Annotated in this window: 21 protein-coding genes; 13 read left to right on the forward strand and 8 right to left on the reverse strand. The window is 73.3% G+C overall.

All coding sequences use genetic code 11. The annotated features are described in order from the left end of the window. Positions 1–131 precede the first annotated feature (131 nt). Positions 132–425 carry a trypco2 family protein gene (locus tag ACFYXV_RS31810; protein WP_385463487.1) on the forward strand — a complete coding sequence of 98 codons (294 nt, stop codon included), beginning with the start codon at positions 132–134 and terminating at the stop codon, positions 423–425. After that, on the forward strand, positions 415–3,417 hold the full coding sequence (locus tag ACFYXV_RS31815) for a tetratricopeptide repeat protein (protein ID WP_389384768.1): 3,003 nt from the start codon (positions 415–417) through the stop codon (positions 3,415–3,417). The genes ACFYXV_RS31810 and ACFYXV_RS31815 overlap by 11 nt, the downstream gene beginning before the upstream one ends. Before the next feature lie 10 nt (positions 3,418–3,427). Here ACFYXV_RS31815 and ACFYXV_RS31820 read toward each other — a convergent pair whose 3' ends face one another. Continuing rightward, a complete protein-coding gene (locus tag ACFYXV_RS31820; protein ID WP_383346188.1) occupies positions 3,428–3,826 on the reverse strand; it encodes a VOC family protein in 399 nt (132 codons plus the stop codon). 89 nt (positions 3,827–3,915) lie between these two features. On the opposite strand from ACFYXV_RS31820, the gene ACFYXV_RS31825 reads away from it, so the two are divergent. Next, the gene (locus tag ACFYXV_RS31825; protein ID WP_389384769.1) at positions 3,916–4,905 is read left to right on the forward strand and encodes a helix-turn-helix transcriptional regulator; all 990 of its coding nucleotides are present in this window, start codon (positions 3,916–3,918) and stop codon (positions 4,903–4,905) included. Between the two features lie 42 nt (positions 4,906–4,947). On the opposite strand, the gene ACFYXV_RS31830 is transcribed toward ACFYXV_RS31825, so the two are convergent. Next, the gene (locus ACFYXV_RS31830) at positions 4,948–6,420 is read right to left on the reverse strand and encodes a neuraminidase (sialidase) (protein ID WP_389384770.1); all 1,473 of its coding nucleotides are present in this window, start codon (positions 6,418–6,420) and stop codon (positions 4,948–4,950) included. A gap of 462 nt (positions 6,421–6,882) precedes the next feature. Here ACFYXV_RS31830 and ACFYXV_RS31835 point away from each other — a divergent pair, with 462 nt between their 5' ends. The 3 genes from ACFYXV_RS31835 to ACFYXV_RS31845 all read left to right on the forward strand — a co-directional run bounded on the left by ACFYXV_RS31835 (position 6,883) and on the right by ACFYXV_RS31845 (position 9,954). Further along, positions 6,883–7,839, forward strand: coding sequence for a heme A synthase (locus tag ACFYXV_RS31835; protein WP_385463502.1), 957 nt, complete (start codon positions 6,883–6,885; stop codon positions 7,837–7,839). Positions 7,840–8,179: 340 nt separating this feature from the next. Next, complete coding sequence (locus ACFYXV_RS31840) at positions 8,180–9,436, forward strand: SLC13 family permease (protein ID WP_389384795.1); 1,257 nt, start codon at positions 8,180–8,182, stop codon at positions 9,434–9,436. A gap of 11 nt (positions 9,437–9,447) precedes the next feature. Further along, positions 9,448–9,954 (forward strand): universal stress protein, encoded by a 507-nt coding sequence (locus ACFYXV_RS31845; protein ID WP_389384796.1) that lies wholly within the window; start codon positions 9,448–9,450, stop codon positions 9,952–9,954. 58 nt (positions 9,955–10,012) lie between these two features. Here ACFYXV_RS31845 and ACFYXV_RS31850 read toward each other — a convergent pair whose 3' ends face one another. Next, positions 10,013–10,360: a beta/gamma crystallin domain-containing protein gene (locus ACFYXV_RS31850; protein WP_385463505.1), complete on the reverse strand. Its 348-nt coding sequence runs from the start codon at positions 10,358–10,360 to the stop codon at positions 10,013–10,015. A gap of 496 nt (positions 10,361–10,856) precedes the next feature. On the opposite strand from ACFYXV_RS31850, the gene ACFYXV_RS31855 reads away from it, so the two are divergent. After that, positions 10,857–11,735, forward strand: coding sequence for a DUF4436 family protein (locus ACFYXV_RS31855; protein WP_385463508.1), 879 nt, complete (start codon positions 10,857–10,859; stop codon positions 11,733–11,735). Here ACFYXV_RS31855 and ACFYXV_RS31860 read toward each other — a convergent pair. Continuing rightward, entirely contained in the window at positions 11,732–12,523 is a 792-nt protein-coding gene (locus tag ACFYXV_RS31860) for an SDR family NAD(P)-dependent oxidoreductase (RefSeq protein ID WP_389384771.1), read from the reverse strand. The genes ACFYXV_RS31855 and ACFYXV_RS31860 overlap by 4 nt on opposite strands. A 141-nt stretch (positions 12,524–12,664) precedes the next feature. On the opposite strand from ACFYXV_RS31860, the gene ACFYXV_RS31865 reads away from it, so the two are divergent. The 4 genes from ACFYXV_RS31865 (at position 12,665) to ACFYXV_RS31880 (ending at position 17,323) form a co-directional block, all read left to right on the forward strand. Then, positions 12,665–13,237 carry a TetR/AcrR family transcriptional regulator gene (locus ACFYXV_RS31865; protein WP_385463514.1) on the forward strand — a complete coding sequence of 191 codons (573 nt, stop codon included), beginning with the start codon at positions 12,665–12,667 and terminating at the stop codon, positions 13,235–13,237. 209 nt (positions 13,238–13,446) lie between these two features. After that, complete coding sequence (locus ACFYXV_RS31870; RefSeq protein WP_389384772.1) at positions 13,447–14,649, forward strand: LLM class flavin-dependent oxidoreductase; 1,203 nt, start codon at positions 13,447–13,449, stop codon at positions 14,647–14,649. A 68-nt stretch (positions 14,650–14,717) separates the two neighbouring features. Beyond that, positions 14,718–16,109, forward strand: coding sequence for an NtaA/DmoA family FMN-dependent monooxygenase (locus ACFYXV_RS31875; RefSeq protein WP_389384773.1), 1,392 nt, complete (start codon positions 14,718–14,720; stop codon positions 16,107–16,109). Between the two features lie 11 nt (positions 16,110–16,120). Then, a complete protein-coding gene (locus tag ACFYXV_RS31880) occupies positions 16,121–17,323 on the forward strand; it encodes an LLM class flavin-dependent oxidoreductase (protein WP_389384774.1) in 1,203 nt (400 codons plus the stop codon). 70 nt (positions 17,324–17,393) lie between these two features. On the opposite strand, the gene ACFYXV_RS31885 is transcribed toward ACFYXV_RS31880, so the two are convergent. Then, a complete protein-coding gene (locus ACFYXV_RS31885) occupies positions 17,394–17,801 on the reverse strand; it encodes a DUF3224 domain-containing protein (protein WP_385463527.1) in 408 nt (135 codons plus the stop codon). Beyond that, positions 17,798–18,775, reverse strand: a complete 978-nt coding sequence (locus ACFYXV_RS31890; protein ID WP_389384775.1) for a LysR family transcriptional regulator — start codon at positions 18,773–18,775, stop codon at positions 17,798–17,800. The genes ACFYXV_RS31885 and ACFYXV_RS31890 overlap by 4 nt, the downstream gene beginning before the upstream one ends. Before the next feature lie 72 nt (positions 18,776–18,847). Between ACFYXV_RS31890 and ACFYXV_RS31895 the strand changes: the two genes are divergently transcribed. Beyond that, entirely contained in the window at positions 18,848–20,389 is a 1,542-nt protein-coding gene (locus ACFYXV_RS31895; protein ID WP_389384776.1) for an aminotransferase class I/II-fold pyridoxal phosphate-dependent enzyme, read from the forward strand. A gap of 43 nt (positions 20,390–20,432) precedes the next feature. On the opposite strand, the gene ACFYXV_RS31900 is transcribed toward ACFYXV_RS31895, so the two are convergent. Both ACFYXV_RS31900 and ACFYXV_RS31905 read right to left on the reverse strand, forming a co-directional pair. After that, positions 20,433–21,383 carry an ion transporter gene (locus ACFYXV_RS31900; RefSeq protein ID WP_389384777.1) on the reverse strand — a complete coding sequence of 317 codons (951 nt, stop codon included), beginning with the start codon at positions 21,381–21,383 and terminating at the stop codon, positions 20,433–20,435. A 194-nt stretch (positions 21,384–21,577) separates the two neighbouring features. Beyond that, positions 21,578–22,765 (reverse strand): MFS transporter, encoded by a 1,188-nt coding sequence (locus ACFYXV_RS31905; RefSeq protein ID WP_385463539.1) that lies wholly within the window; start codon positions 22,763–22,765, stop codon positions 21,578–21,580. Positions 22,766–22,950: 185 nt separating this feature from the next. Here ACFYXV_RS31905 and ACFYXV_RS31910 point away from each other — a divergent pair, with 185 nt between their 5' ends. Continuing rightward, entirely contained in the window at positions 22,951–24,177 is a 1,227-nt protein-coding gene (locus tag ACFYXV_RS31910; RefSeq protein ID WP_389384778.1) for a PP2C family protein-serine/threonine phosphatase, read from the forward strand. Position 24,178 lies beyond the last annotated feature (1 nt).

Below are 24,178 nucleotides of genomic sequence, written 5' to 3' on the forward strand. Positions count from 1 at the left end.
CACCGGCGCGGCCGCGTGCCACGGGACGCGGGGCCGCCGGTGCGGTGATGCACGATGATGTTGCCTACCATCGCGGGTAGTTGACGTGTGGATACGGCCTGGGGGGACCTCCTGTGAATGATGCGGTCGAGTTGGCGGACATGATTGCGCAGCTGCGCAGCGAGTTGAGCCGGGCGATGTCCGCCGGCGAGGACTCCGATCTGAAGTTCAAAGCGGAGCGGGTGGAGTTGGAACTGACCGTGGGAGTGGAGCGGACCAGCGAACCGGGCGTGAAGGTGCGGTTCTGGGTGTTCGACGCCGGCGCCTCGGCGAAGCGCTCGGCCACCGTCACCCAGAAGCTGACCCTCACGCTCCAGCCCGTACACGCGGACGCGCCCGAACAGATGGCCCTGATCTCCGGCGACGAGCTCCTCGGTGAACGCTGACGCGACCGCCGCCCCGACCGCTGCCGCAGCCGCTGCCGCCACCGCTGCCTGGCGTGGCGGACTCGACCCGCACCGCATCGCCGAGGTCATCGTCACCACCGGCGCCGGAGGCGGGCGGCGGGGCTCGGGCTACCGGGTCGGCGAGACGGCGGTCCTGACCGCCTTCCACGTGGTGGCGGGGGCGGCAGCGGTGCAGGTGCGCTTCGATGCCGACCGGCCGGGCCAGTGGGCCGCGACGGCGGAGCTCGCCTGGTCGGATCCGGGGACGGACGTCGCGGTGGTGACCTTCACGGCCCCGCCGGGCGGTGCGCCCGTCCCTCCCGCGCGGTTCGGGCGCATCGGCGACGACCGCCACGCCGTCGTGGACGTCCACGCCGCGGGCTTCCCCTTGTGGAAGCGCCGGCGCGGCGCCGACGGCAGGCAGTTCCGTGAACTGCACCAGGCCGACGGGACCGTCGCCGCCCTGTCCAACCTGCGCACCGGAACCCTGGAGATCACGGTCCCGGCGGCGGCCGCCGACCCCGACCCCGCGGTATCGCCCTGGTCGGGGATGTCCGGGGCCGCCGTGTGGGCCGGGCCGTTCCTCGTCGGAGTCGTCGCCGAGCACCACCGCGGAGAAGGCCTGGGCCGGCTCACGGCGGTCCGCATCGACCACACCCTCCAGCGGGTCGCCGACGGCCCCCGGGGGGAGCTGGCCGCGCTGCTGGCCGTCCCCGATGACGGGGCGCTGCCGGACGCCGGCGCCGAGCCGGATGCCGCGGTCCCGCCGGCCGCCTCCCGGGTCATCGGGTTGCCGGTCGCGCACGGGCTCGAACTGTTCAAGGACCGGGTCGAGGCCCGCGACCTGATCGGCCGTCATCTCGCGGACCCGGCCGTCCGCATGGTGACCGTCACCGGGCGCCGGGGCATCGGCAAGAGCGCGGTCGCCGCCAAGGTCATGGAGCTGCTGGAACGCGGCGAGTGGCCGGGCCACGCCCGGGCGCCGCTCCCCGCGGGCCTGATCAACCTGAGCACCCGCACCTCCGGGGTCTCCCTCGAACGCCTCTACTTCGACTGCGCCCGAGCCCTCGGCCCCGCGCACGAAGCACGCCTGCTGGGGGTCTGGGCGGCCGACCGCCCCGTGCCGGACAAGATCGACGAGCTGTTCACCGCCATGGGGGACCGGCTCTTCGTCATCCTGGTCGACAACCTGGAGGACCGGCTCCTGGACGACGGCCGCCTCGACGACGAGGAACTCGACACGTTCTTCGACTGCCTCTTCCGGGCGCGGGGCACGCCGAGGCTGCTGGCCACCTCGCAGCTGCCGCTGCGCCTGCCGCCCGAGCTGCGCCGGTTCGCCGCCGAGGTCGAGCTGTCCGAAGGTCTGCCGCCCGCCGAATCCGTCGCGCTGCTGCGCGAACTCGATCACGACGGCGCCCTCGGTGTGGCGCGGCTGTCGGACGAGGAGCTGCTCCATGCGGCGGTCCGCGTCCACGGGCTGCCGCGCGCACTGGAGCTGCTGGTGGGCGCCATGGCCGACGACACCCTGCTGCTGCCGACGCTGGAGGACGTCCTCAGGGACTTCACCCTGCGCGGTGACGTGGTCGCCGAGCTGGCACAGGAGCGCCATCAGCGCCTGGGTGCCGACGGCCGCTGCGCGCTGAGCGTGCTGGCCGTGCTGCGGACCCCCGCCCCGCGTGAAGCGGTCGAGTGGATCGTCGCGGGAATCGATCCCTCCGTCGACGTCGGCGCCGCCCTGTCCGGGCTGCTGCGGATGCGGATGCTGGCGGTGGACCGGCGGACCCGTACGTACGTCCTGCACCCGATGGACGCCGACCTCGCGTACGGCGCCCTGCCCGCCGAAGGCCCGCTGGGGCGGCGCGCGTTGGAGAGACGGGCGGCCGAGTGGTACGCGCGGATCGCCCCGCCGCGCCGGGACTGGCGCACGCTGGACGACATACAGGCCTACCGGCGCGCGTTCGACCACCGGGTGCGGGCCGGGGACATGGACGAGGCGGCGTTGGTGATGGGCACCATCGGGCAATGGATGGTGTGGCAAGGCTCCGTGGTCGCCGCGATCTCGATGCACCTGACACTGGAGGAACACGTGAATGACGACCGGGCACGACTCGCCCACCTCATCGGCTTCGGCCACGCCCGGCTGACCGGCGGCCCGCTGCCGCACGCCCTCGAACTCTTCACCGAGGCCGCGGAGGTGGCGGAGCGCATCGAAGACCGCCGCGCGCTCCAGGAGGCCATGTTCGGCCTCGGCGACGCGCACCGGCAGCTGGGCCGCCTGGCGGACGCGACGGGCCCGCTGGCCCGGGCCGGCGCCCTGGCCCGGGAGAACGGCGATGCCGAGGCGGAGGCCCACGCCGTCCTCAGCCTCAGCCTCGCCCACAGCACCCTGGGCGACGGGGAGGCGGCCCTGGCGGGCGCCGACCGGCTGGGCGAACTCGCCGCGGCCTCCGGGGACGAGCTCACCGGGGCCCGCTCCCTGAACGCACGCTTCACGGCCCTTCTGACCCTGGGCCGCTGGGAGGAGACCATCGTGGCGGGCGAGCGGGCCGTACGCGCGTACGCGGCCGCGGGCGTACAGGAGGCGACGGACTACGCGCTGAACGCCCAGGGCGTGGCCCTGCTCGCCCTGGGCCGCCCCGAGGAGGCACTGCCCTGCCTGGAGGAGGCGCTGCGCGCGGCGTCGGCCATGGAGAGTCCGCGGACCGAGGGCGTGTGCCTCTACAACATCGCCTGGGCGCAGTGGACGCTGGGCCGGTACGGGCAGGCGGCCGAGGCGGCCGAGCGCTCGGCCACCTCCCTGGAACGCGCCGGGGCCGCCGAGGCCGAGGCGGCGCGGGCACTCGGCGAGGCGGCGCGCGCCAGGCTGGTGCCCGCCGCGCGTCAGGCGGCCGATGCCCTGGACCGGGCGGCGCAGGGCGCCGGCGGCAACGTGGAGATGGTCCGCCCGGCCTGGCTGACCGCGCAGGCCGAGGACTTGCGCGACCAGGCCTGACGGCGCGCCGTCAGCGGGCGAACTTGGCCAGGGCGGCCGGGGTGACGGGGGTGAAGAAGTTGACGAGGTTGCCGTCGGGGTCGCGCAGGAGCAGCGAGCGGTTGCCCCAGGGCATCGTGGTGGGCGCTTGGACGAAGTCTTCGACGGAGCCGGCCAGGTCCCGGTGCACGCGGTCCACGTCGTCGACGAGGAACTCGACGATGACGCTGTGGTTCTCGGCCGGCCGGGCGGCGCCGGGCGCGAAGAGGGGGACGGTGCGGGTTCCGGCGATCGCGAGGGTGGCCGAGGGGGTCCTGAGTTCGGCGAAGTCCTCGGTGGACCAGTGCGCAGCCACTCCGGTGGCGCGCTCGTAGAAGTCGACGAGGCGGGCAACGTCGCCCGTGATCACGCGGATCGAGACGAAGTCCATGGGGTTCTCCAGACGTGTCGTGGTGATGACCCCACGCTAGAGCGGATACCGGACGGAATCCGCCCGGTATCTGCGGCAGACTTCCGGGTATGTCCCGACCCATCTCGCGCGTGCTCATGCTCCTGGAGCTCCTGCAATCCGGCGGCCTGCGGACCGTCGGCGAACTCGCGGCCCGGCTCGAAGTCGACGAGCGCACGGTGCGGCGGTACGCCGATCACCTCCTCGACCTCGACGTGCCCGTCGAGTCGGTACGCGGCCGCCACGGCGGTTACCGGATCGCCTCCGGCCACCGCATGCCTCCGCTCATGCTGAGTGACGACGAAGCGCTCGCCGTACTGCTCGGCCTGCTCGCCGGTCGGCGGGCCGGCCTGACGACGGCCACGGGCTCGGCGAGCGAGACGGCGGCCGCCAAGATCCGGCGGGTCCTGCCGGAACGGCTCGGCCGACGGCTCGACGCCGTGCTCGGTTCCCTCGCCTTCACCGCCCCGCCCGGTACGTCGGCGGCACCGGAGAGCGCGGTCCTGCTCTCGATCGCCGACGCGGTGCGCCATCACCGACCGGTCTCGATCCGCTATACCGCCGCCGACGGCCGAGCCGGCGAACGCACGGTGCACCCGTACGGGCTCGTCGCCCACGCGGGCAGGTGGTACGTGACGGGCGGGGACCCGGCGGCCGGCGAGGGCCGCACCTTCCGGCTCGACCGCATCTCCGACGTACGGGCGCTGCCCGGGAGCTTCGATCCGCCCGCCGGGTCCGATCCGGCGGAACGGGTGCTGTCCGCGATCGCCTCGGCTCCGCACCGGTACGAGGTGACCGCGCGGGTGCGGGGGACGGCCGAGTACGTCCGGGCCCGGCTTCCCGCCGGCATCGCGATCGTCGAGGAGTTGCCGTCCGAGGGCGGCCGGGGTTCGGACACCGAGCCCTGGTCCCGCGTCGACATGCGTGTGGAGCGGCTCGACTGGCTGCCCGCCGTACTCGCCTCGCTCGACCGTCCGTTCGTGATCGAGCGACCCGGTGAACTCCGCGCACTGGTCGCCCGGTTCGCCGCGCGGCTGGCGGAATCGGCCCGAAGCCGTTGACCGCCCCGCCTCCCGGCAGCGGCGCCCGCGAGGCGCCCCGCGTCACCGGGTGGGGAGGCTGACGCTGTACACGTCCGTACGGTTCTGCGGCGCGCCGGAGTTGCTCTCGGTCAGCACCGCCCGTACCCCCTTGCCGTCCGCCACCAGACCTTGGTAGTCACCGAGGAAGTAACCCCCGGCGTACGGCGCTTGCAGCCAGTCGAAGATCCGCGAGATCCGCCGCTCGGTGCGCAGCTTCGGGTTTCCGTGCGGCAGCGTGGCCAGCTGGTAGGCGGTGGGGAGGGTGGTGGTGTCGCCCGGCTTGAGGAAGCGCAGGTCGTAGTAGGTGAGCGCGAGCGTGCCCCGCTCGTCGACCGCGACCGACGGGGAGAAGGCCGGTACGCCCTTCGGGCTGATCAGCTCGGGGGCGCCCCAGGTCCGTCCGCTGTCGGTGGAGCGCACCAGCTGGACGGAGTCGAACGCGCCGCCGGAGAAGTCCGCGCCCTCGTAGGCCATGTACAGCGTGCCCGTCCTGGGGTCGACGGCCGGGCTGGGCAGGGTGGACGCGGCGCGCAGCAGCTTGGCGGGGTCGTTGGGGTCGACCTCCGGTACGGAGCTGTCCCGGGCCACGGTGACCGGGGCGCTCCAGGTCCGTCCGGCGTCGGTGGAGGTGACCATCGCGTAGTGGGCTTCGAGGACGGCGCTCAGGTCGTCGGTGAGGGTGATCGTGTCGAAGAAGTCGTACAGGGTGCCGGTGCGCCGGTCGACGACGATCTGGTGGCCGATGGTCTGCGTGTTGGGCACGGCGCCGGTGTCGACGAACTGCCGGGCCTCGCTCCAGGTGCGGCCGCCGTCGCGGGTGACGGAGATGTAGCCGGGACCGTTGAAGGCGCTGGGGCCGGGCGGATCGTTGTCGAGGCGGTTCCAGACCTGGTAGGCGGTTCCCTTGCGGATCGGGTCGGCGGTGATCGACGGCTTGTCGTTGAAGAACGGCTGCTCGTCGACGTGCGTGGTGGTGAGGTTCCGCCAGGTGCGGCCGCCGTCTCGGGAGGTGGCGGCCAGGAGGGCGCTCCGCGTGCTCTTGACGAAGTCGACGCCCTCGCCGCTCGCGTAGACGATGCCGTCCGGTCCGGTGCTCACCCAGGGGTCGGTGGCCCGTTCGAAGTCGGCGCCGCCCGGGGCGCACAGGCTGAACGGCAGTGTGCTCTCGTGGAAGGTGTGGCCGTCCGTGGTCCAGGCGGCCGCCAGGCCGCGGGCGCCGCCGTCGTTCCAGCGGTCCTGCTGGAACACGGTGACCACGCGCTTCGGGTCGCGCGGGTCGACGGAGAGGTACGGCTCGACCTCGGTGCCCGGATACACGACGCTGTCGGGGGACATCGCACCGATGGTGCAATCCGCGTACGGGTCGCCGTGGGACACCTTGGTCAGCGGTGCGCCGTCGGAGCCCCGGTCCGCCGCGGCGGGCGGCGCACCGGTGACGGTGGCGAGCAGGAGCGCGGCGGTGGCGACGGCGGTCGAGGGCGCGAAGACGCGCATACGGGATCTCCTCCGGGCGTCGGCGGCCTGGTCCGGTGGGGGCCGCCGTCATGAGGGCGGCGTGGGGTGCGGGGCCGGACCGGGACTCGGGGTGGGACGACTCCGCTTGATCCTTTTCGGCGTCACGGCCGGTGCCCTTGATGGGCCGGACGGCGGAGTCCTCCCCGGCGTCGCCGGGGAGGACGGCCGTACCGGACGGCAGGAGGAGGGAGCCGCCCGCTGCCGGCCTCCGGGCCCGCCCTATGCTCCCTCGTGTGGCCGGCACGCGATCCGGCACGCACCGCGATGACGATGACGATAACGAGGACGAGGACGCTGCCGCCCGCCGAGCCACCACCGGCGCAGCCCGCCTGAGCACCCCGCGACAGAACAAGGACGCCGATCGTGCGAACTCCCCTCTCATGGCTTGCCGGCAGGTACTCACTCGGAGCGAGAAGCGTCAGACTGGCCGCACTGGGATCGGTGGTGGCAAGTATCGCGATCATCGTGACCGGGGGAATCGTTCGCGTCACCGGATCCGGTCTCGGCTGCACCGACTGGCCCATGTGTACGGGAGAAACGCTGGCTCCCACTGCCGAAATGGGGGTGCACGGCGCCATCGAGTTCGGGAACCGGCTCCTGACCGGGGCGCTGTGCGCCGTGGTGGGCTGGGTCGTCATCACCGCCCGCCTCCAGGAAAGGCCGATGCCCGCAGTACTGCGCGGAGGCTGGGCGCAGTTCTGGATCGTCGTGCTGAACGCGATCGTCGGCGGAGTGACGGTGTGGATGCGGCTGAGCCCGTACATCGTCGCCGCCCACTTCCTCGCTGCCACGCTGCTGCTCACCGCCGCGGTGTACACCTGGCACGCGGCCGGTGCCGGTGGCCCGGGCGCTGTGGCCGGCGCGGGCAGCGGGGGCGACCGACCTGCCGTGCCGGCCCCGCAGGCGCCGCGAACCGTGGCGCGCATCCGGCCGCTGTCGGCCGCCCTGGTCTCGGTGACGGCCGCGCTGATCGTCGTCGGTACGCTCGCCACCGGTTCCGGACCGCACGCGGGTGACTCCTCCGACGTGGCGCGCATGCCCTTCGACTGGACGGCCGTGACCGTGGTTCACGGCGTGCTGGCCGCTGCGGTCCTGGTGCTGGCCGTAGCGCTGCTGTCCTCGCTGTCGGCGCTGCCCCGCGACGGCTTCGGCGCCGCGCGCCGCAAGACCGCCGCTTTCCTCGCCGTGCTCCTGGGTCAGGGCCTCGTGGGGCTCGTGCAGTCGCTGGCGGCTCTGCCCCCGCTCTTCGTCATGCTCCACCTGCTGGGCGCGGCTCTCGTGTGGACGGGAGTGCTGCAGGTGCACTTCACGGTCAGGAGGGCCTCTTCCGGCGATGCGGAACCACTGGGCGGCAGCGCACCGCTGCCCCGCGCGCGGGGCGCCGCGACGCGTGCCTGAGCCACGCCCGAGCCTCTCTGACGGGCGAACCGGCGGACGGCGTAGGTGAATGGGTGCCGGATCAGGCCGCAGGCCTGTCGTGCCCCGCGCCCGTCCGGGGACGCCTTGGTGGCAGCCGCGGGCAAGGGTGGTCGCGAGCGGTCAACGTCGTGAGACGCCGCGTCGGGCGGTTGCTGCGTCGCGTGGGAGCGCGGCCGCGGCGTCGGCGAAGATGGGCTGCTGAAGCTGCGTCCGGAGACCCGGGGCCGGGGCCGGGCCAGGTACGCGCCCCGGGTGTCACGGTCCGCGGCCCCGGCCGGTTCCGCCGCGCCGGGCTCCCCTCCACCGAAAGGCCCAGACCCTGAACGCCTCCCTCGCAGAAGGACTTTCCGTCACCCTGCTCCTGGCCGTGCTGGCCTGCGCGGTGATCCGGCCGTGGGGCTGGCCGGAGGCGGTGGTGGCCGTCCCCGCGGCCGGGGTGGTCATCGCCACCGGCGCGATCTCCCTCGATCACGCGGCGGCCGAGGCCGCCCGGCTGGGCCCCGTCATCGGGTTTCTCGCGGCCGTCCTGGTCCTGGCCCAGCTGTGCGACGACGAGGGGCTGTTCCATGCCTGCGGTGCCTGGATGGCCCGGCGCGCGGCCGGCCTCCCCCGGCGCCTGCTCGTCCTCGTGTTCGTCACGGCCTCGCTGATCACCGCGGTGCTCAGTCTGGACGCCACGGTGGTGCTGCTGACCCCGGTGGTGTTCGCCACCGCCGCCCGGCTGGGCGCCCGGGCCAAGCCCCATGTCTACGCCTGCACCCACCTGTCGAACACCGCCTCGCTGCTGCTGCCGGTCTCCAACCTCACCAACCTCCTGGCCTTCGCCGCGAGCGGCCTGACCTTCACCCGCTTCGCCGCCCTCATGGCGCTGCCCTGGCTGGTCGCGATCGGCGCCGAGTACGTGGTGATCCGCCGCTTCTTCGCCACCGACCTGGACGCGGGCGCCGAGGCGCCGCCCGCCGACGAGCCCCGCGAACTGCCGCTGTTCGCCCTGCTCACCGTGGCGGGCACGCTGGCGGGCTTCGTGGTGACCTCGGCGGTCGGCGTCGACCCGGCCTGGGCGGCGGCCGCCGGCGCGGCCGTCCTCGCGGTCCGCGCGCTGGCCCGGCGCAGCACCACGCCCACGGCCATCGTCCGGGCCGCCTCCCTGCCGTTCTGCGCCTTCGTACTGGCCCTGGGCATCGTGGTCCGCGCGGTGGTCGACAACGGCCTGGCCGACGCCCTGGGCCATCTGGTTCCCGGAGGCAGCGATCTCCCGGCCCTGCTCGCCATCGCGGCACTGGCGGCCGTACTGGCCAACGTCATCAACAACCTGCCCGCCGTCCTGGTGCTGCTCCCGCTGACCGCCCCCACCGGCCCGGGCGCCGTGCTGGCCGTGCTCCTCGGCGTCAACATCGGCCCGAACCTCACCTATGCCGGTTCCCTGGCCACCCTGCTCTGGCGGCGTATCGTGCACGAACACGACACCGATGTGGAGCTGGGCGAGTTCACCCGGCTCGGCGTGCTCTCCGTGCCCGCCGCCCTGCTGCTCTCGGTGGTGGCACTGTGGGTCTCGCTCCAAGCGATCGGAGGCTGAACACCGTGACCGTGACCGTCATCGTCTGGATCGTGGAGGGCACCTGGCCCGCCTGCGTCGACGCCGCGCGCGCCCACGCGCCGGCGGACGCCGAACTGGTGCTGCTCCACGTCACCGGCCACGAGGTGCCGGGCGCCGCACACGGCGCGTACGCCGGGCTGCTGGGCCGCGCGCGTCCCGACCGCGACCCCGGTACCGCCGTGGAGCACCTGGCCGCCGCCTCCGCCGAACGGCTCCTGGCCGGTGCCGCCGAGCGGCTGGGGCGCCCCTGTACCCGGCAGGAACGCTCGGGCCGCGTCGAGCGGGAGGTCGTGGCCGCCGTGGAAGGCGCCGATCTGCTCGTCCTCGCCCGCGATGGTGACCGTACGCACCTGGGACCCCGCAGCCTCGGGCCCGCCAGCCGGTTCATCGTCGACCACGCGCCCTGCCCCGTCCTGCTGGTCTGGCCGGAGGCGCCGCCCGGCACGGCCACCATCCCGCCATCGCCACCACCACCGCACCCGCCGCACCACCGTTGAAGGGCGATGGTGCGGCGGGCGGGCGTCAGGGATTCAAGGCGTCAGGGGCCACAGGGGGTCACAGGATCTCGATGGAGTCGACCTTCGGCGGGCGGTTGGGGAACGTGATGTCGGTCCACCGGTTGATCCGCACCGAGTCGCCGTTGGCGTCGTAGTAGATCAAGTCGTTGTTCCCGGTGGAAATCCTGTCGACCCACCAGCCCCCGAACCCGATCCGGCCCTTGTTGGCGTAGCAGTCCACGCTGTCCCGGCCGTCGCTGTGGGACCAGATCTTCAGGAAGTTCTCACCGCCGCGGCACTCGACGTGATCGATGGCGAAGGCGTTGCCGGGAAGGGTCAAAGTGAGCGCTGCCGCCGCGGCGAACGCCACGGCAGCCGATCGGACGATCCTGGTCGACTTGAGCACGATCTCTCCTTCAAGGGAATCGAGCGGAAAAGGCGGGCGCCGCGCCCACGGGCACGTTGACCACCACACCGCGACGGGCCGCTCTACGCCCTTCGCGGTTGCACACCGAGAGTCGCGTGCGGTCGATGCCCTCTGCAATCACTTTGCCCGTGCGCGGCTGAAACCCGCGCCACGATGTCCCGATTTGAACCTCTGCTGCGCAGTTGAAACGTTTGAGCAACTTGGCTGCCCCGTATGGTGATTGATACCGCCCGAAATGGGGAAGGCTCGGCATCTTTCGCCACCGACGGCTGCGGTGGCGGCGTCCGTCCGCGCGGCGCGGCGGGGAGTCCGTCCGGTACAACGCGACCGACCTCCGTCTTCGCCTTCGCGATGATCACCCGCAGGAGTGTTCGCGGGCCCCGACACGCCTGCCCGGATGCGGTGCTTCGCCACTCCGGTCGACGAGGATCGCGCTACGAAGAGCCGCCGCCCTTCTCACCCCGTCGGAGTCACCATGGCCGCGCCCCCACTCCCACCTCGCCAGGGCCGCTCCGGTGCCTCGCTCCTGCCGGTCCTGCTTCCCATCGCGATTCTGATCGTGGTGGCGGTGGCCGTGGGGTCGTGGCTGCAGTTCACCGAACGGCAGGCGATCGACACGGTCGACACGGCCGGTTCCACGGCCGCCGACCGGCTGGACGTCGAGGCCACCGTCCAGCGCGTCGACGCGACGGCCAGAGAGCTGCTGCTGCGGGTCCGGGTCACCCCGCTCGGGACCCTCGGTGAAGAGGAGGAGAGCGCCCCGGTGGGCGACCTCAGCCTCCAGACCTCGGCGGCGACCCTCGGCGACCTGGAGTTCAAGGCGCACGAGCGGCTCGCCACCAAGGACGTACAGGTCGCGATGACGGGTGGGTCGGTCAGCGACTACCCGTTCGACAGCTACGAGACCGGCATCGGGTTCCGGGCGCTGCTCAACGGCAAGCCGGTGCCGGTACGGCTGCTGTTCTCCAACAACGACACGCTCTTCTCGGTCACCGCGACACCCGCACCCGACCCGCAGGAGGCCGCCGTGGCACTGGAGCTGACCCGGTCGGGCAGCCTGGTCGTCTTCGCGGTCTTCATGATGGGCGTGATGTGGGCGCTGGCGGCGGCCGTGCTCATCGGAGCCTGGTACCTGACGACCCGCGGCGAAGGCCTGGTCTGGCCGGCCCTCGCCTGGATGGCCGCCACCCTGTTCGCCCTGGCGGCGTTCCGCAACACGGCCCCCGGCACACCTCCGATCGGCTGCGTGCTGGACTGGTTCGCCTTCCTGTGGGCCGAGACGATCATCGCCCTCTGCCTGATCGCCGTGGTCATCACCGGCGTCCGTACCGCACTCCGGTCGCAAGACACCTAGCGGTGTGAGCGCTGGGCTTCGACGATCTGCCGCACGGAGCCGTCGATGCCCGCGCGGGCCTGGATCCGCTCGGCGAATCCGGGGAACTGGCCGGCGACGGCGCTCAGCAGCCTCAGTTCCAGTGGCGCCACGTTGACCTCGCACCGGTCGTGTCGGACGGCCCGTACGACGCCGCCGGCGACCTGTGCGGGTGTCACGGTCCTGATGCCGCTCGGCGGGGTGGCACCCGTGGCCGCGAACATCCCCGCGTCACGGACGAAGCCGGGCTGGACGAGGGACACCCCCACCCCCGTGCCCCGGAGTTCCTGGCGCAGCGCCAGGGCGAACCCGCGCAGCCCGAACTTCGTCGCGTTGTACAGGGAGGTCGACTTGGTCGCCGCCTTGCCGGAGATGGAGCCGACCAGCACGATGTGGCCGCGGCCGCGCGCCACCATGTGCGCCGCGAGCAGCCGGGACAGCAGGACGGGCGCGCGCAGGTTGACGTCGAGGGCGCGGTCGAGCTGTTCCCCGCTGTAGTCCAGGAGGTCACCGCTCGCGGGCAGGGCCGCGTTCGCGACGAGGATGTCCGCCTCGGCGCAGGTCTCGGCGAGCCGGACGACGTCGGACCGGACGGCCAGATCGGCGACCACGGTGCGGGCGCCGCAGGCCTCCGCGGCGGCGGTGAGCGCCTCCGGCCGGCGCCCGGTGACGGTGAGGCGGGCGCCCTGGGCCCTCAGGCTCGCCGCCAGGGCGGCGCCGATGCCGCCGGTGGCCCCGGTGAGGAGAACGTTCGATCCGGATATTTCCACGCTGACTCCCGTACGGTGACGCCGAGTTGTTCGTTCGAACGAACAATAGGGAGCCCTCCGCGCCCTGTCCACACCCCGGCCATTCCCCGCTCCCCCGCCCTCCCTGCCCGGTCACGGCGGCCGATGGGGCAGAATGCCGACATGCCGCCTGCCTCCGACACCCGCCAGAGCATCATCGACGCCGTGCTGCGGATCATCGGGCAGGACGGGGTCGCCGCCGTCACCAATCGGCGGATCGCCAAGGAGGCCGGTGTCTCGCTCGGCTCCGTCACCTACCACTTCGCCACCCAGCACGAGTTGCTGCGCGAGAGCCTCCTGCATTTCGTGGCCGAGGAGACGCGGCACTTCACCGCCCTCGCCGACGCCTGCACCGACGAGCGGTTCGACATCGGCCAGGCGGCCGAGGTGGTGGCGCAGGTCGCGGGCGGCAACGCCTTCGACAGCCGCCACATCGCGCCCTTCGAGCTGTACGTCCAGGCCGGCCGCGACGAACGGCTGCGCGCCGCCGCAGCCGAATGCTTCGCCGCCTACGACCTGCTGGCCGCCCGGATCCTGACCCGCCTGGGCGTCCCGGACCCCGAACGGCTGGCGGGTGTGGCCGTCGCCCTGGTCTTCGGGCAGCAACTGCGCCGCCTCGCCACCGGCGCCCCCGCCGAGGAGCTCGTCGACGCCCTGCTCGTCCTCACGCAGCTCGCCCCGTCACAGGCCGGCTGAGCCCTCCTTGCCCGGCCACGGACAGGGATACGGCTGCGGCTGCGGCTGCGGCCGGGCAATGCGACTGCCAAGTTCCCTTAACATTCCGGGCATTGAAGGGCACCGCCGTCCCGCGTAGCGTTTTTCGGGAGAATTCGCTGACGGGATGAATTCGCCCACCCCTCATCGGCTTCCACTTTCCGCACGCCGATCAGGAAGGCGTCATCACCATGCCCGTTTCCGGTCCCGGTTCCGGTTCCGCACCGCTGCACCTCGCCGTCTCGCTGGACGGCGCGGGCCGCCACCCCGCCGCCTGGCGCGAGCCGGGGGCGCGGCCCGACGAGCTCTTCACCGCCCGCTACTGGGCCGGCCTCGTCTCGGAGGCCGAGGACGGGCTGCTCGACTTCGTCGCCTTCGAGGACGGACTCACCCTCCAGTCCTCCTCCCCCGCCGGTCACGACGAGCGCACCGACCGGGTCCGCGGCCGGCTCGACGCGGTCCTCACGGCCGCCCGGGTGGCGCCGCTGACCCGCCGCATCGGGCTCGTGGCCGCCGTGACCGCCACCCACACCGAGCCCTTCCACGTCTCCAAGGCCGTGGCCACCCTCGACCACGTCAGCCGCGGCCGCGCCGGCCTGCACGTACAGGTGTCCGGACTCCCGTACGAGGAGCGGCACTTCGGCCGCCGCCCGGCACCACTCGCGGAAGACGAGCTGTACGAGGAGGCGGTCGACCACGTCGAGGCCGTGCGGCGCCTGTGGGACAGCTGGGAGGACGGCGCGGAGATCCGGGACGTGGCCACGGGCCGGTTCGTGGACCGCGGCAAACTCCACCACGTCGACTTCGAGGGCCGCCACTTCAGTGTGCGGGGCCCTTCGATCACCCCGCGCCCGCCCCAGGGCCAGCCCGTCGTGACCGCACGGGCCGCCGACAGCTCGGCGTACGGGCTCATCGCGCGGTCCGCCGACATCGGCCACCTCGTGGCCCGTGACACCGCGCAGACGCGCGCCGCGGTCACCGCCGTCCGCGGGCTCCGTGCCTCCGCGGGGTCCGCCGAGCGGCCGCTGCACCTCTTCGGCGAGCTGACCGTGTTCCTCGACGAGAGCGCCGGAGCGGCGGCCGAGCGCCGCGGCCGCCTCGACGAGATGGCGCGCGATCCGTACGACGGGGTCGGGGAGGCCCCCGTGTTCGCCGGTACCGCGGGGCAGCTGGCCGAGCTGCTCCAGGAGCGGCGGGAGGCGGGCTTGTCCGGATTCCTGCTGCGGCCGGCGGTCATCGCCCACGATCTGCCGGCCATCACCCGCGCCCTGGTACCCGAGCTCCAGCGGCGGGGCCTGTTCCGCCGGGAATACGAGGCGGACACCCTGCGCGGTCTGCTGGGGCTCGACCGTCCCGCCAACCGCTACGCGGCGGCCCCGCTCCCGGCGGCCTGACCACGCCCGGCTCCGCCCCCTCCGCCCCGCACCGCCTTGCCCCGCCCCGCCCTCCGGAAGGACGCGCCATGACCACCAAGCCGCTCAAGCAGATCCACCTCGCGGCCCACTTCCCGGGCGTCAACAACACCACCGTCTGGAGCGACCCGGCGGCCGGCAGCCACATCGACTTCGACTCCTTCGTCCACTTCGCCCGGACCGCGGAGCGCGCCAAGTTCGACTTCCTCTTCCTCGCCGAGGGGCTGCGGCTGCGCGAACAGGGCGGGCGGATCTACGATCTGGACGTCGTCGGCCGGCCCGACACCTTCACCGTGCTGGCCGCCCTCGCGGCCGTCACCGACCGCCTCGGGCTGACCGGCACCATCAACTCCACCTTCAACGAGCCCTACGAGGTGGCCCGCCAGTTCGCCTCCCTGGACCATCTGTCGCAGGGCCGGGCCGCCTGGAACGTGGTCACCTCCTGGGACGCGTTCACCGGCGAGAACTTCCGGCGCGGGGGCTTCCTGCCCCGCGAGGAGCGCTACGGCCGGGCCAGGGAGTTCCTGGCCACCGCGCACGAGCTCTTCGACTCCTGGGACGGCGGCGAGATCGCCGCCGACGCCGGATCCGGCACCTTCCTGCGCGACGCCCGGGCCGGGGCCTTCGCCCACAAGGGCCCGCAGTTCGACATCGAGGGCCGGTTCAACGTGCCCCGCAGCCCGCAAGGCCGCCCGGTGATCTTCCAGGCGGGAGACTCCGACGAGGGACGCGAGTTCGCCGCCTCCGACGCCGACGCGATCTTCAGCCGGTACGGGACCCTCGACGAGGGCCGGGAGTTCTACGCCGACGTCAAGCGCCGGCTGGCGAAGTACGGGCGTGCGCACGAGGAGCTGAAGATCCTGCCCGCGGCCACCTTCGTCCTCGGGGACACGGACGCCGAAGCCCGCGAGGCCGCGCACGAGGTGCGCCGCCTCCAGGTCAGCGGGCAGACCGCGATCAAGTACCTCGAACACGTCTGGAACCGGGACCTGTCCGGCTACGACCCCGACGGCCCCCTGCCCGACGTCGACCCGGAGGCCGGCGAGAACACCATCGCCCTCGGCCGGGCGAGCGTGCGCGGATTCCGCGATCCGCTGGAGACCGCCCGGCAGTGGCGCGCCCTCGCCGAGGCCAAGAACCTCTCGATCCGGGAACTGGTCATCGCCACCACCGCCGGCCAGACCTTCGTCGGCTCGGCCGCGACCGTCGCCGAGCAGATCGACACGCTGGTGCAGGCGGACGCGGCCGACGGCTTCATCCTGGTCCCGCACATCACCCCGGGCGGCCTCGACGTCTTCGCCGACACCGTCGTCCCGCTGCTCCAGGAACGGGGGGTGTTCCGCGGCGAGTACGAGGGCGCCACCTTGCGCGACCACCTCGGCCTCGCCGTGCCCCAGGCGGCCTCCGGCCGGCCCCGCCGCCCGTCCTTCCCCGAACTGTAAGGAGCCAGGCCATGTCCGCCACCCCCCTCGGGGTCCTCGACCTCGTCCCGGTCGTGTCCGGCTCGACCGCCGCCGAGGCCCTCGCCAACAGCATCGATCTGGCCCGCTCCACCGAGGAGTTCGGGTACGCGCGCTACTGGTTCGCCGAGCACCACCTCAATCCCGGCGTCGCCGGTACCTCTCCGGCGATCGTCCTGGCCCTGACCGCTTCGGCCACCAGCACCATCCGGCTCGGTTCCGGCGCCGTCCAGCTCGGGCACCGCACCGCGCTGTCGACGGTGGAGGAGTTCGGGCTCATCGACGCGCTGCACCCGGGTCGCCTGGACCTGGGACTGGGGCGCTCGGCGGGACCGCCGCAGCGCCGCGGGCCGGTGGACGGCGTGGACGCGGGCGCGGGAGTCGGCGTGGGCGTGGGCGAGGGCGTGGCCGGCGGCGACCCCGGGCCGGGGCCCGTGCCGGTCACGCCCGTCATCGGCGGCCGCACACCGAACGGGCTGCGCATCCCGGACCGGTTCTCCTTCGCCCATCTGCTGGGTCATCCGCGGGTGGCGCTCCAGCAGAAGCTGCTCAACCTGCCCGGCGCGCACCCGCAGGACTACTCCGAGCAGGTCGACGACGTCCTCGCGCTGCTGCGCGGCGAGTACCGCACGCCCGAGGGCGTGGAGGCGCACGCCGTGCCCGGCGAGGGGGCCGACGTACAGGTGTGGATCCTGGGCAGCAGTGGTGGGGTGAGCGCGGAGGCGGCGGGCCGCAACGGGCTGCGTTTCGCGGCGAACTACCACGTCAGCCCGGCCACCGTGCTGGAGGCCGCCGAAGGGTACCGGGCCGCCTTCAAGCCTTCCGCGGAGCTGGACCGGCCGTACCTGACGGTCTCCGCCGACGTGGTGGTCGCGCAGGACGAGGAGACGGCACGGGAGCTGGCCACCGGGTACGCGCCCTGGGTGCGCGGCATCCGTACGGCCGAGGGTGCGATCCCTTACCCCACGCCGGCCGAGGCGCGCGCCCTTCCCTGGTCGGCGGAGGACCGCGCGCTGGTGGCGGACCGGGTGGAGACACGGTTCGTGGGCTCGCCCGGCACCGTCGCCGACCACCTGGAACGGCTGCGGGACGCGACGGGCGCCGACGAACTGCTGATCACGACGATCACCCACGGGCACGCGGACCGGGTCCGCTCCTACCGCCTGCTGGCGGAGGAATGGCAGCGCCGCGGCTGACCGCCGGCCGGACGGCGGCCGGGCAGCAGCCGAACGGCGGCCGCCCGGTCGGCACGGAGCGGTGCCGGACTCAGCCGAGCCGGTAGTCGAACCAGATCCGGTGCGTGCCGTCGGCGTCGACCGCCATCCCGCCCGCGCCCGAGATCCCGGCCAGGTCGGCGGTGCCGCTCGACGGAACGATGGTGAAGAACTCCGCCGTCCGGTCACTGCCGGACGTCGTCGCCGAATGGACGAAGTTGAAGGCGCCCTCGCGGCCCTTCAGCGATCCTTCGAAGGACTCCATCGCCACGTAGGTGCCGACGCCGGTGCTCTGGTCGAACGCGGCGGTGAACAAGGTCGCCGAGCGGCCGGTGATCTCGCCCTCGAAGTGTTTGAGCATCGTCGCCACACCCACCGGCAGCCCTGTGGCCACGGCCGGTTCGGGCTTCAACCCGGTGGGGACGAACGCTGTCACGGTGAACGTACCGGTTGCTCTCATGGACCGACCGTACCGACCCCCTCTGACAGCGTCCCGCTCGGCGCGGGGGCGTTCCGGTCCTCGAGCGCCCAGCGCTCCGTGATCAGCGCGGCCTGCTCCTGGAGCGCCGAGACCAGCTCCCCGGCGCTGCGGGCGGCGGTGGAGCGCAGGACGACGACGCTGATCTCCCGGGTGAGGTCCGGCCCGTCGAGGCGCCGCAGGGCCAGGTCCGGGTGGGGGGTGCCGAGGGCCAGCCGCGGCACCAGGGCGATGCCCGCGCCGGCGGCCACCAGGCCCTGGACCACCGCGTAGTCGTCGGTGCGCATGGCGTGGACGGGCTCGAACCCGTGCTGCGCGCAGGCCCAGGACAGGACGCGGTCGCACGGGTCGTGGGGGTCGGCGGCGCCCACCCATTCGGTGTCCCGCAGCGCGGTGAGCGGCACCCGGTCCAGGACCGCGCACGGGTGGTCCCGCGGCAGGACCAGGAGCAGCGGGTCGGCCAGGAGGGGATGGAGCGCGAACTCCTCGTCCAGGTCGAGCCGGTCGCCGGGCTGCGAGAAGACGAGCGCTGCCTGGAGTTCACGGGCTCTCAACCCGCGCAGGAGTACGGGCAGTTCTCCCTCCGTCAGCGAGATGTGGACGCCCTGCCGGTGGAGGCGCTTGACGGCGGGGGCGAGGAGGAGCGCGCCGGCGGTCGGGAAGGTGCCGATGTGGAGGGTGCGCATGCCCCGCTCCGCGAGCCCGCGCACCTCCAGCTCCGCGTGGCGGACCCGTTCGAGGACCGCCTCGGCGTGCGGCAGCAGGGCCTCGCCGAGCTCGGTGAGCGTCGCTCCGCGCGGTCCGCGCTGCACGAGGCGGGCGTCGAAGTGGGCCTCCAGAGCAGCCAGATGGTGGGTGATCGTCGGCTGCGTGTAGTGCAGGGCCCGCGCGGCTCCGGCGAGGGAGCCCTCCCGGGCGATGGACCGGAGCACCTGGAGGTGCCGCATCTCAAGCATATAGACAGTCTATGGAGCCCTCAATGTAAGTCCAGTCTTCCTCTATGAGTGTGGCGCTGGCACCCTCGCGGTGTGAAGACGCGAACCGCCCCTCCCTCCGGCCGTCGGCCCTCCCCGGATCAGCTGCGCGCCCCGTACGCCGACGCCCTCCTCGCCCACGCGGGACGGGACTGGCTGCGGCTGAACGTCCCCGGTCACGCGGCCGCCCCCGGCTCGGACCTCTCCGCCGCCTTCGGCACCAGGATCCCGGCGCTGGATTTCCCGCCGCTGCTGGACGGCCTCGATCTCGGCGCGCACACCCCGCTGGACGAGGCGCGGGAACTCGCCGCCCGCGCCTGGGGGGCCCGGCGCACCTGGTTCCTGACCAACGGCGCCTCCCAGGGCAACCAGATCGCCTCGATGGTCACCCCCGCCCTGGGCCGCACCCTGGTCGTGCAGCGCAGTGTGCATTCGAGCGTCGTCGACGGGCTGGTGCTCTCCGGCCTGCGCGCCGTCTTCGTGCATCCCTCCGTCGACCCCGGCCAGGGCATCGCGCACGGGGTCACCGCCGAGGAGGTACGCGGCGCCCTGGAGCGGACCCCCGACGCGGCGGCCGTGTACGTGGTCTCGCCGAGCTACTTCGGAGCCGTGGCCGACGTACGGGCCCTGGCGGACGCCGCGCACGCCGCGGGAGCACCGCTGATCGTCGACGAGGCCTGGGGGTCGCACTTCGGCTTCCACCCCGCGCTGCCGGAGGGCGCGCTGGCCCTCGGCGCGGACCTCGTCACCTCCAGCACCCACAAGCTGGGCGGCAGCCTGACCCAGTCGGCCATGCTGCACCTCGCCGAGGGCCCCTTCGCGGACCGGCTCGAACCCCTCGTGGACCGGGCCTTCCGGCTGGTGCAGTCGACGAGCGCGAGCGCCCTTCTGACCGCCTCGCTGGACCTCACCCGACGGGCCCTGGTCACGGGCGCCGACCGCATCGCCGGTTCGGTCGGGGCCGCGGACAGGATACGGGGGGCGGTACGGGCGCTGGGCCGGTTCGGGGTCGTCAGCGACGGCTTCCACCGGTTTCCCGACATCACGGCCGCCGACCCGCTGCGCATCGCCCTCGACACCCGCGCCGGCGGGATCACCGGGCACGAGGCGCGGCGGCTGCTCTTCCGGGACCACCGGGTCATGGTCGAAGTCGCCACGGACGCCGCGATCGTCGCCGTCGTGGGCGCCGGGTCCTCGCCGGATGCCGACCGGTTCGTCGAGGCCCTGCACTGTCTGCCCGCGCCGCTGGGCGGCTCGGACGCGGGCTGGGGCCCGGGTTCGGGCTCGGGCTCGGGCTCGGGCTCCGGCGTACCCGGCCGGGCTCCGCTGCGCCTGCCGCGCCCGGGGCCCGCACGGATGACGGCCCGCGAGGCCTTCCTCAGCCCGGCGCGGGTGGTTCCGGCCGAGGAGGCCGTCGGCATGGTGTCCGCCGACAGCCTGGCCGCGTACCCGCCGGGAATCCCCAACGTACTGCCCGGGGAGGTCATCACCCCCGAGGCCGTCGAGTTCCTCAGGCGCACCGCGGCCGCCCCCGGCGGGCACGTACGCGGAGCCCTCGACCCGGACGTCTCCCGCCTGCGGGTCGTCGCACCCTGACGTCCGGCGCCGGGGGCGACGGGCCCCGCCTTCCGGCGTACGGCTACCGTGCTCCCGCCGACGCCCCGGCCAGCGCGGGGGATCCGGTCGTGAGCGGCGCCGCCGGCGAGGGTTCGAGCTGCGCCTCCATGTCGTCGAGGGCACGGCGGACCGCCGCGATCCGCAGGCGGAGTTCGTCCGCCCCTTCCTGCGCCGCCCACGCCGCGTCCGCGTGCCCCTCGGCCCGCCGGGCGGCGGCCTCCTCGGCCCGCTTCGCGTCCTCTTCCATCTCGCGCGCCTCTTCCAGGGCGTTGAGTACGACGCCGATCAGCACGTTGACCAGGACGAAGGAGGCGAGGAGCACGTAGGAGGCGTAGTAGAGGATGCTGAACGGGGAGACCGCCAGTCCGGCGTGGACGGCGTCGCCCAGGCCTTCCAGCGTCATCAGCAGGAAGAGGGTCAGGCCGGCCCGGCCGAGGGATCCGTAGTGCGCCGGGTCGTGGCCGGCGAAGCAGATCCAGCCGATCATCGCGTACACGTAGAGGATCAGGGCGCCCACGAACAGGAAGCTGACCGTTCCGGGGAGGCTGCGGCCGACGGCGACCAGCAGGACCCGCAGCTGCGGCATGAACTTCGCGGTGCGCAGCACCCGCGCCAGGCGCAGCAGCCGCAGGAGTGTCGTGTTCTCCCGCAGGAACGGCACGAAGGCCGAGGAGACCACCAGCAGGTCGAACACGTTCCACGGATCGCGGAAGAAAGCTTTCGGCCGGTCGGCATGCGCCCCGAGGCGGATCAGCATCTCCACGGTGAACGCCACGACGCAGAAGCGTTCGGCGGAGTGGAGGAGCACCCCGTACTCCACGGACAGTCCGCTGTACGTCTCGACGCCCAGCAGCACGGCGTTGAGCAGGATCACCGACATGACGCCCAAGGCGAACACGGGCGCCTCGCTCACGTCGCGGCAGCGCGCGGCCAGCCTCTCGCGACCGGTGGACGTCTGGATGAGGTCTGACATCATGCTCCCTCGCCCGTGTCCGGAATCCGGTCACGGGCCGCGTCGCGCCCCGGCGGCTGCCGGGGCTTTGATCAAGCTCCAGATCTTGTAACGCAGCACGGCCGGATTCGGGTCGCCCCGGCCCGACACATCCCCCGATCGGGGAATCGCGGCGGCCGGTCGGGCCCGGGAGGGACGGGCGCGGCGGCGATGCGCTACCCCTCGCGCACGGGGTGGCGGAGCAGATAGACGGCCGCGGTCGACACCAGCGCGGTCATACAGGCGAGGAACACCAGTCCGGCGCCCTCCAGGCCGAGGGGGCCCGTCAGTACGCCCACTCCGATCACCGGTACCGAGATGCCCGCGTACGCCACCACGAACAGCATCGAGATGACCGCCGCGCGCCGGTCGGCCGGAGAGGCCCCCGCCACCGCGGAGAGCGCCCCTCGGAAGGTCAGCCCCTGCCCGCCGCCGCCGACGAGCGCGCTGAGGACCACCAGGGCCAGCACGTCCCAGTACAGGGCGCCCGCGAGCAGCAGCAGCCCGGCGAGCAGTACCGCGCAGCCCAGCGGCAGGGAGCGGCCGACCCCGATGCGGCCGACGGCCAGTTGCCCGGCCGTCGACGCGAAGAAGGCGAGTGCGACGACCAGCCCGCTCACGGCCCGGTTGTGCACGCCCAGGGATTCGACGAGGAAGGCCGGGCTGACCGATGTGAACACCCCGAACAGGGCGAAACCCACGAAGGAGGCGGTGGCGGCGGGCACGAACACCTGTCGCACCGACGCGGGCAGCGCGGGCCGCTGCGGCCGTACCGCCGCGAGCGACTGCCGCTCCCGTACCGTCTCGGGCAGTCGCAGCAGGACGGCGGCCGAGCAGGCCACGAGGGCGAGGTGCACGACGAACGGCAGGTACAGCGGCCAGGGAGCGTACTGGGAGAGGACTCCGGCGAGCAGGGGGCCGCAGCCGAGACCGCCCATGTTGGCGGCCGTCGCCACGAACGTGGCGCGGGAGGAGCCGTCCTTCGGCGCGAGCTCGATGACGTAGGCCGTGGCGGCTCCGGTGAACAGGCCCGCGGACAGACCCGACAGCATCCGGCCCGCGTACAGCCAGCCCAGCCCGGTGGCGCACAGGAAACAGCCGGCGCTCACCGCCGCGAGTCCGAGGCCCGTCAGGAGCACGGGCCGCCTGCCCACGACGTCGGAGGCGTTGCCCGCCAGCAGCAGGACCCCCATGACGCCGAACGCGTAGACGGCGTACACGACCGTCACCTGCAGCTCGGAGAAACCGAACTTCTCCTGGTAGAGGCCGTAGAGGGGGGTGGGCAGCGTGGTGCCGGCCATGCACACGGCGAACACCATCCCGCCGAGCAGGCACTGCCGCCACCGTCCGTGATCACCGTCCATGCCGCCGACGGTAATGGCGTCCGCCGCGCCGGACGGCGCGGCGCGGCGACGGCGCACCCCGCCCGGGCGGAAGGCACCGTCGCCGTGAACGCCGTCGACGCCGTCGTGGCGAGATTCCCGCCGGGGCCCACGCGGGTTTATATGGTGATGTCCTACGACATACTGGGCAAAGAGGTGGGTGGTACATGCCGGATGTGGTGATCGACTACGCGACGGTGTTCCGGCTGCTGCCCGGGATGGTGGCCCTCCTGACCCCGGAACTGGTCTACGTGGACGCGAACGAGGAGTTCATGCACTCCTCGGGCCGCACACGGGACCAGCTGATCGGCCGGTACCTGTTCGACGTCTTCCCCGACAATCCGAACGACCCGTCCGCGAACGGGATGCGGAACCTGGCGGCGTCACTGCAACGCGTCGTGGAAACGGGCGAGCGCGACGCCATGGCCCTGCAGCGCTACGACGTGGAGTCGGCGGAGCGGCCCGGAGAGTGGGAGGAACGGTACTGGAGCCCGGTGAACGCGCCGGTCTTCGACGCCGACGGACGGGTCGTGCTCCTGCTGCACCGGGTGGAGGAGGTCACCGAACTGATCCGCGCCCGCAGCCGGCGGACCGGCGGCCGGGCCCAGGTCCTGGAGGCGGAGCTCTACACGCGGGCCCGCGAACTCCAGGAGCTCAACGAGCGCCTGCGCGAGGCCCACGCCCGCGAGCGCGAGGTCGCGCTCGCGCTGCAGAACGCGATGCTCCCCGTCACCCGGCCGACCGGGGACACCAGGATCGCGGTGCGCTACCGCCCCGCCGCCGGTTCCCTGAACGTGTGCGGAGACTGGTACGACCTCGTCGACCTGCCCGGCGACCGGATCGCGGTGGCCGTCGGCGACGTGGTGGGCCACGGGCTCGCCGCCGCGGGCGTGATGGGCCAGCTGCGCAGCGCCCTGAGCGCGACCTCGCGTGTCGCCGGGGGCCCGGCCGAGGCCCTGGAGGTGCTCGGCCTCTATGCGCGTTCCGTCGAGGGCGCGGAGAACACCACGGTCGTCGAGACGTGCATCGACTGGGACGGCCGTACGATCACCTACAGCAGCGCCGGCCACCTGCCGCCCGCGCTCCTGCGCCGCGACGGCACGGTGGAGCTCCTCGACCAGGCCACCGATCCGCCGCTGGGGGCCCGGCCGGAGCACCTCCCGAGGCCCCAGGCCACGACCGGGTTCGTCGAGGGCGACACGCTGGTGCTCTATACGGACGGCCTGGTGGAACGCCGGCGCGAGGACATCGACACCAGCCTCGAACGGCTGGCCGCGGCCCTCGTCCGCCATCGAGGGGACGATCCCGAGAGGATCGCGGACGCCCTGCTGGTCGACCTGCTCCCCGTCGGCGGCGCCACCGACGACACGGCCCTGATCGTCGTCCGGCTCTGAC

Source organism: Streptomyces sp. NPDC002181, assembly GCF_042890485.1.
Lineage (GTDB): Bacteria > Actinomycetota > Actinomycetes > Streptomycetales > Streptomycetaceae > Streptomyces.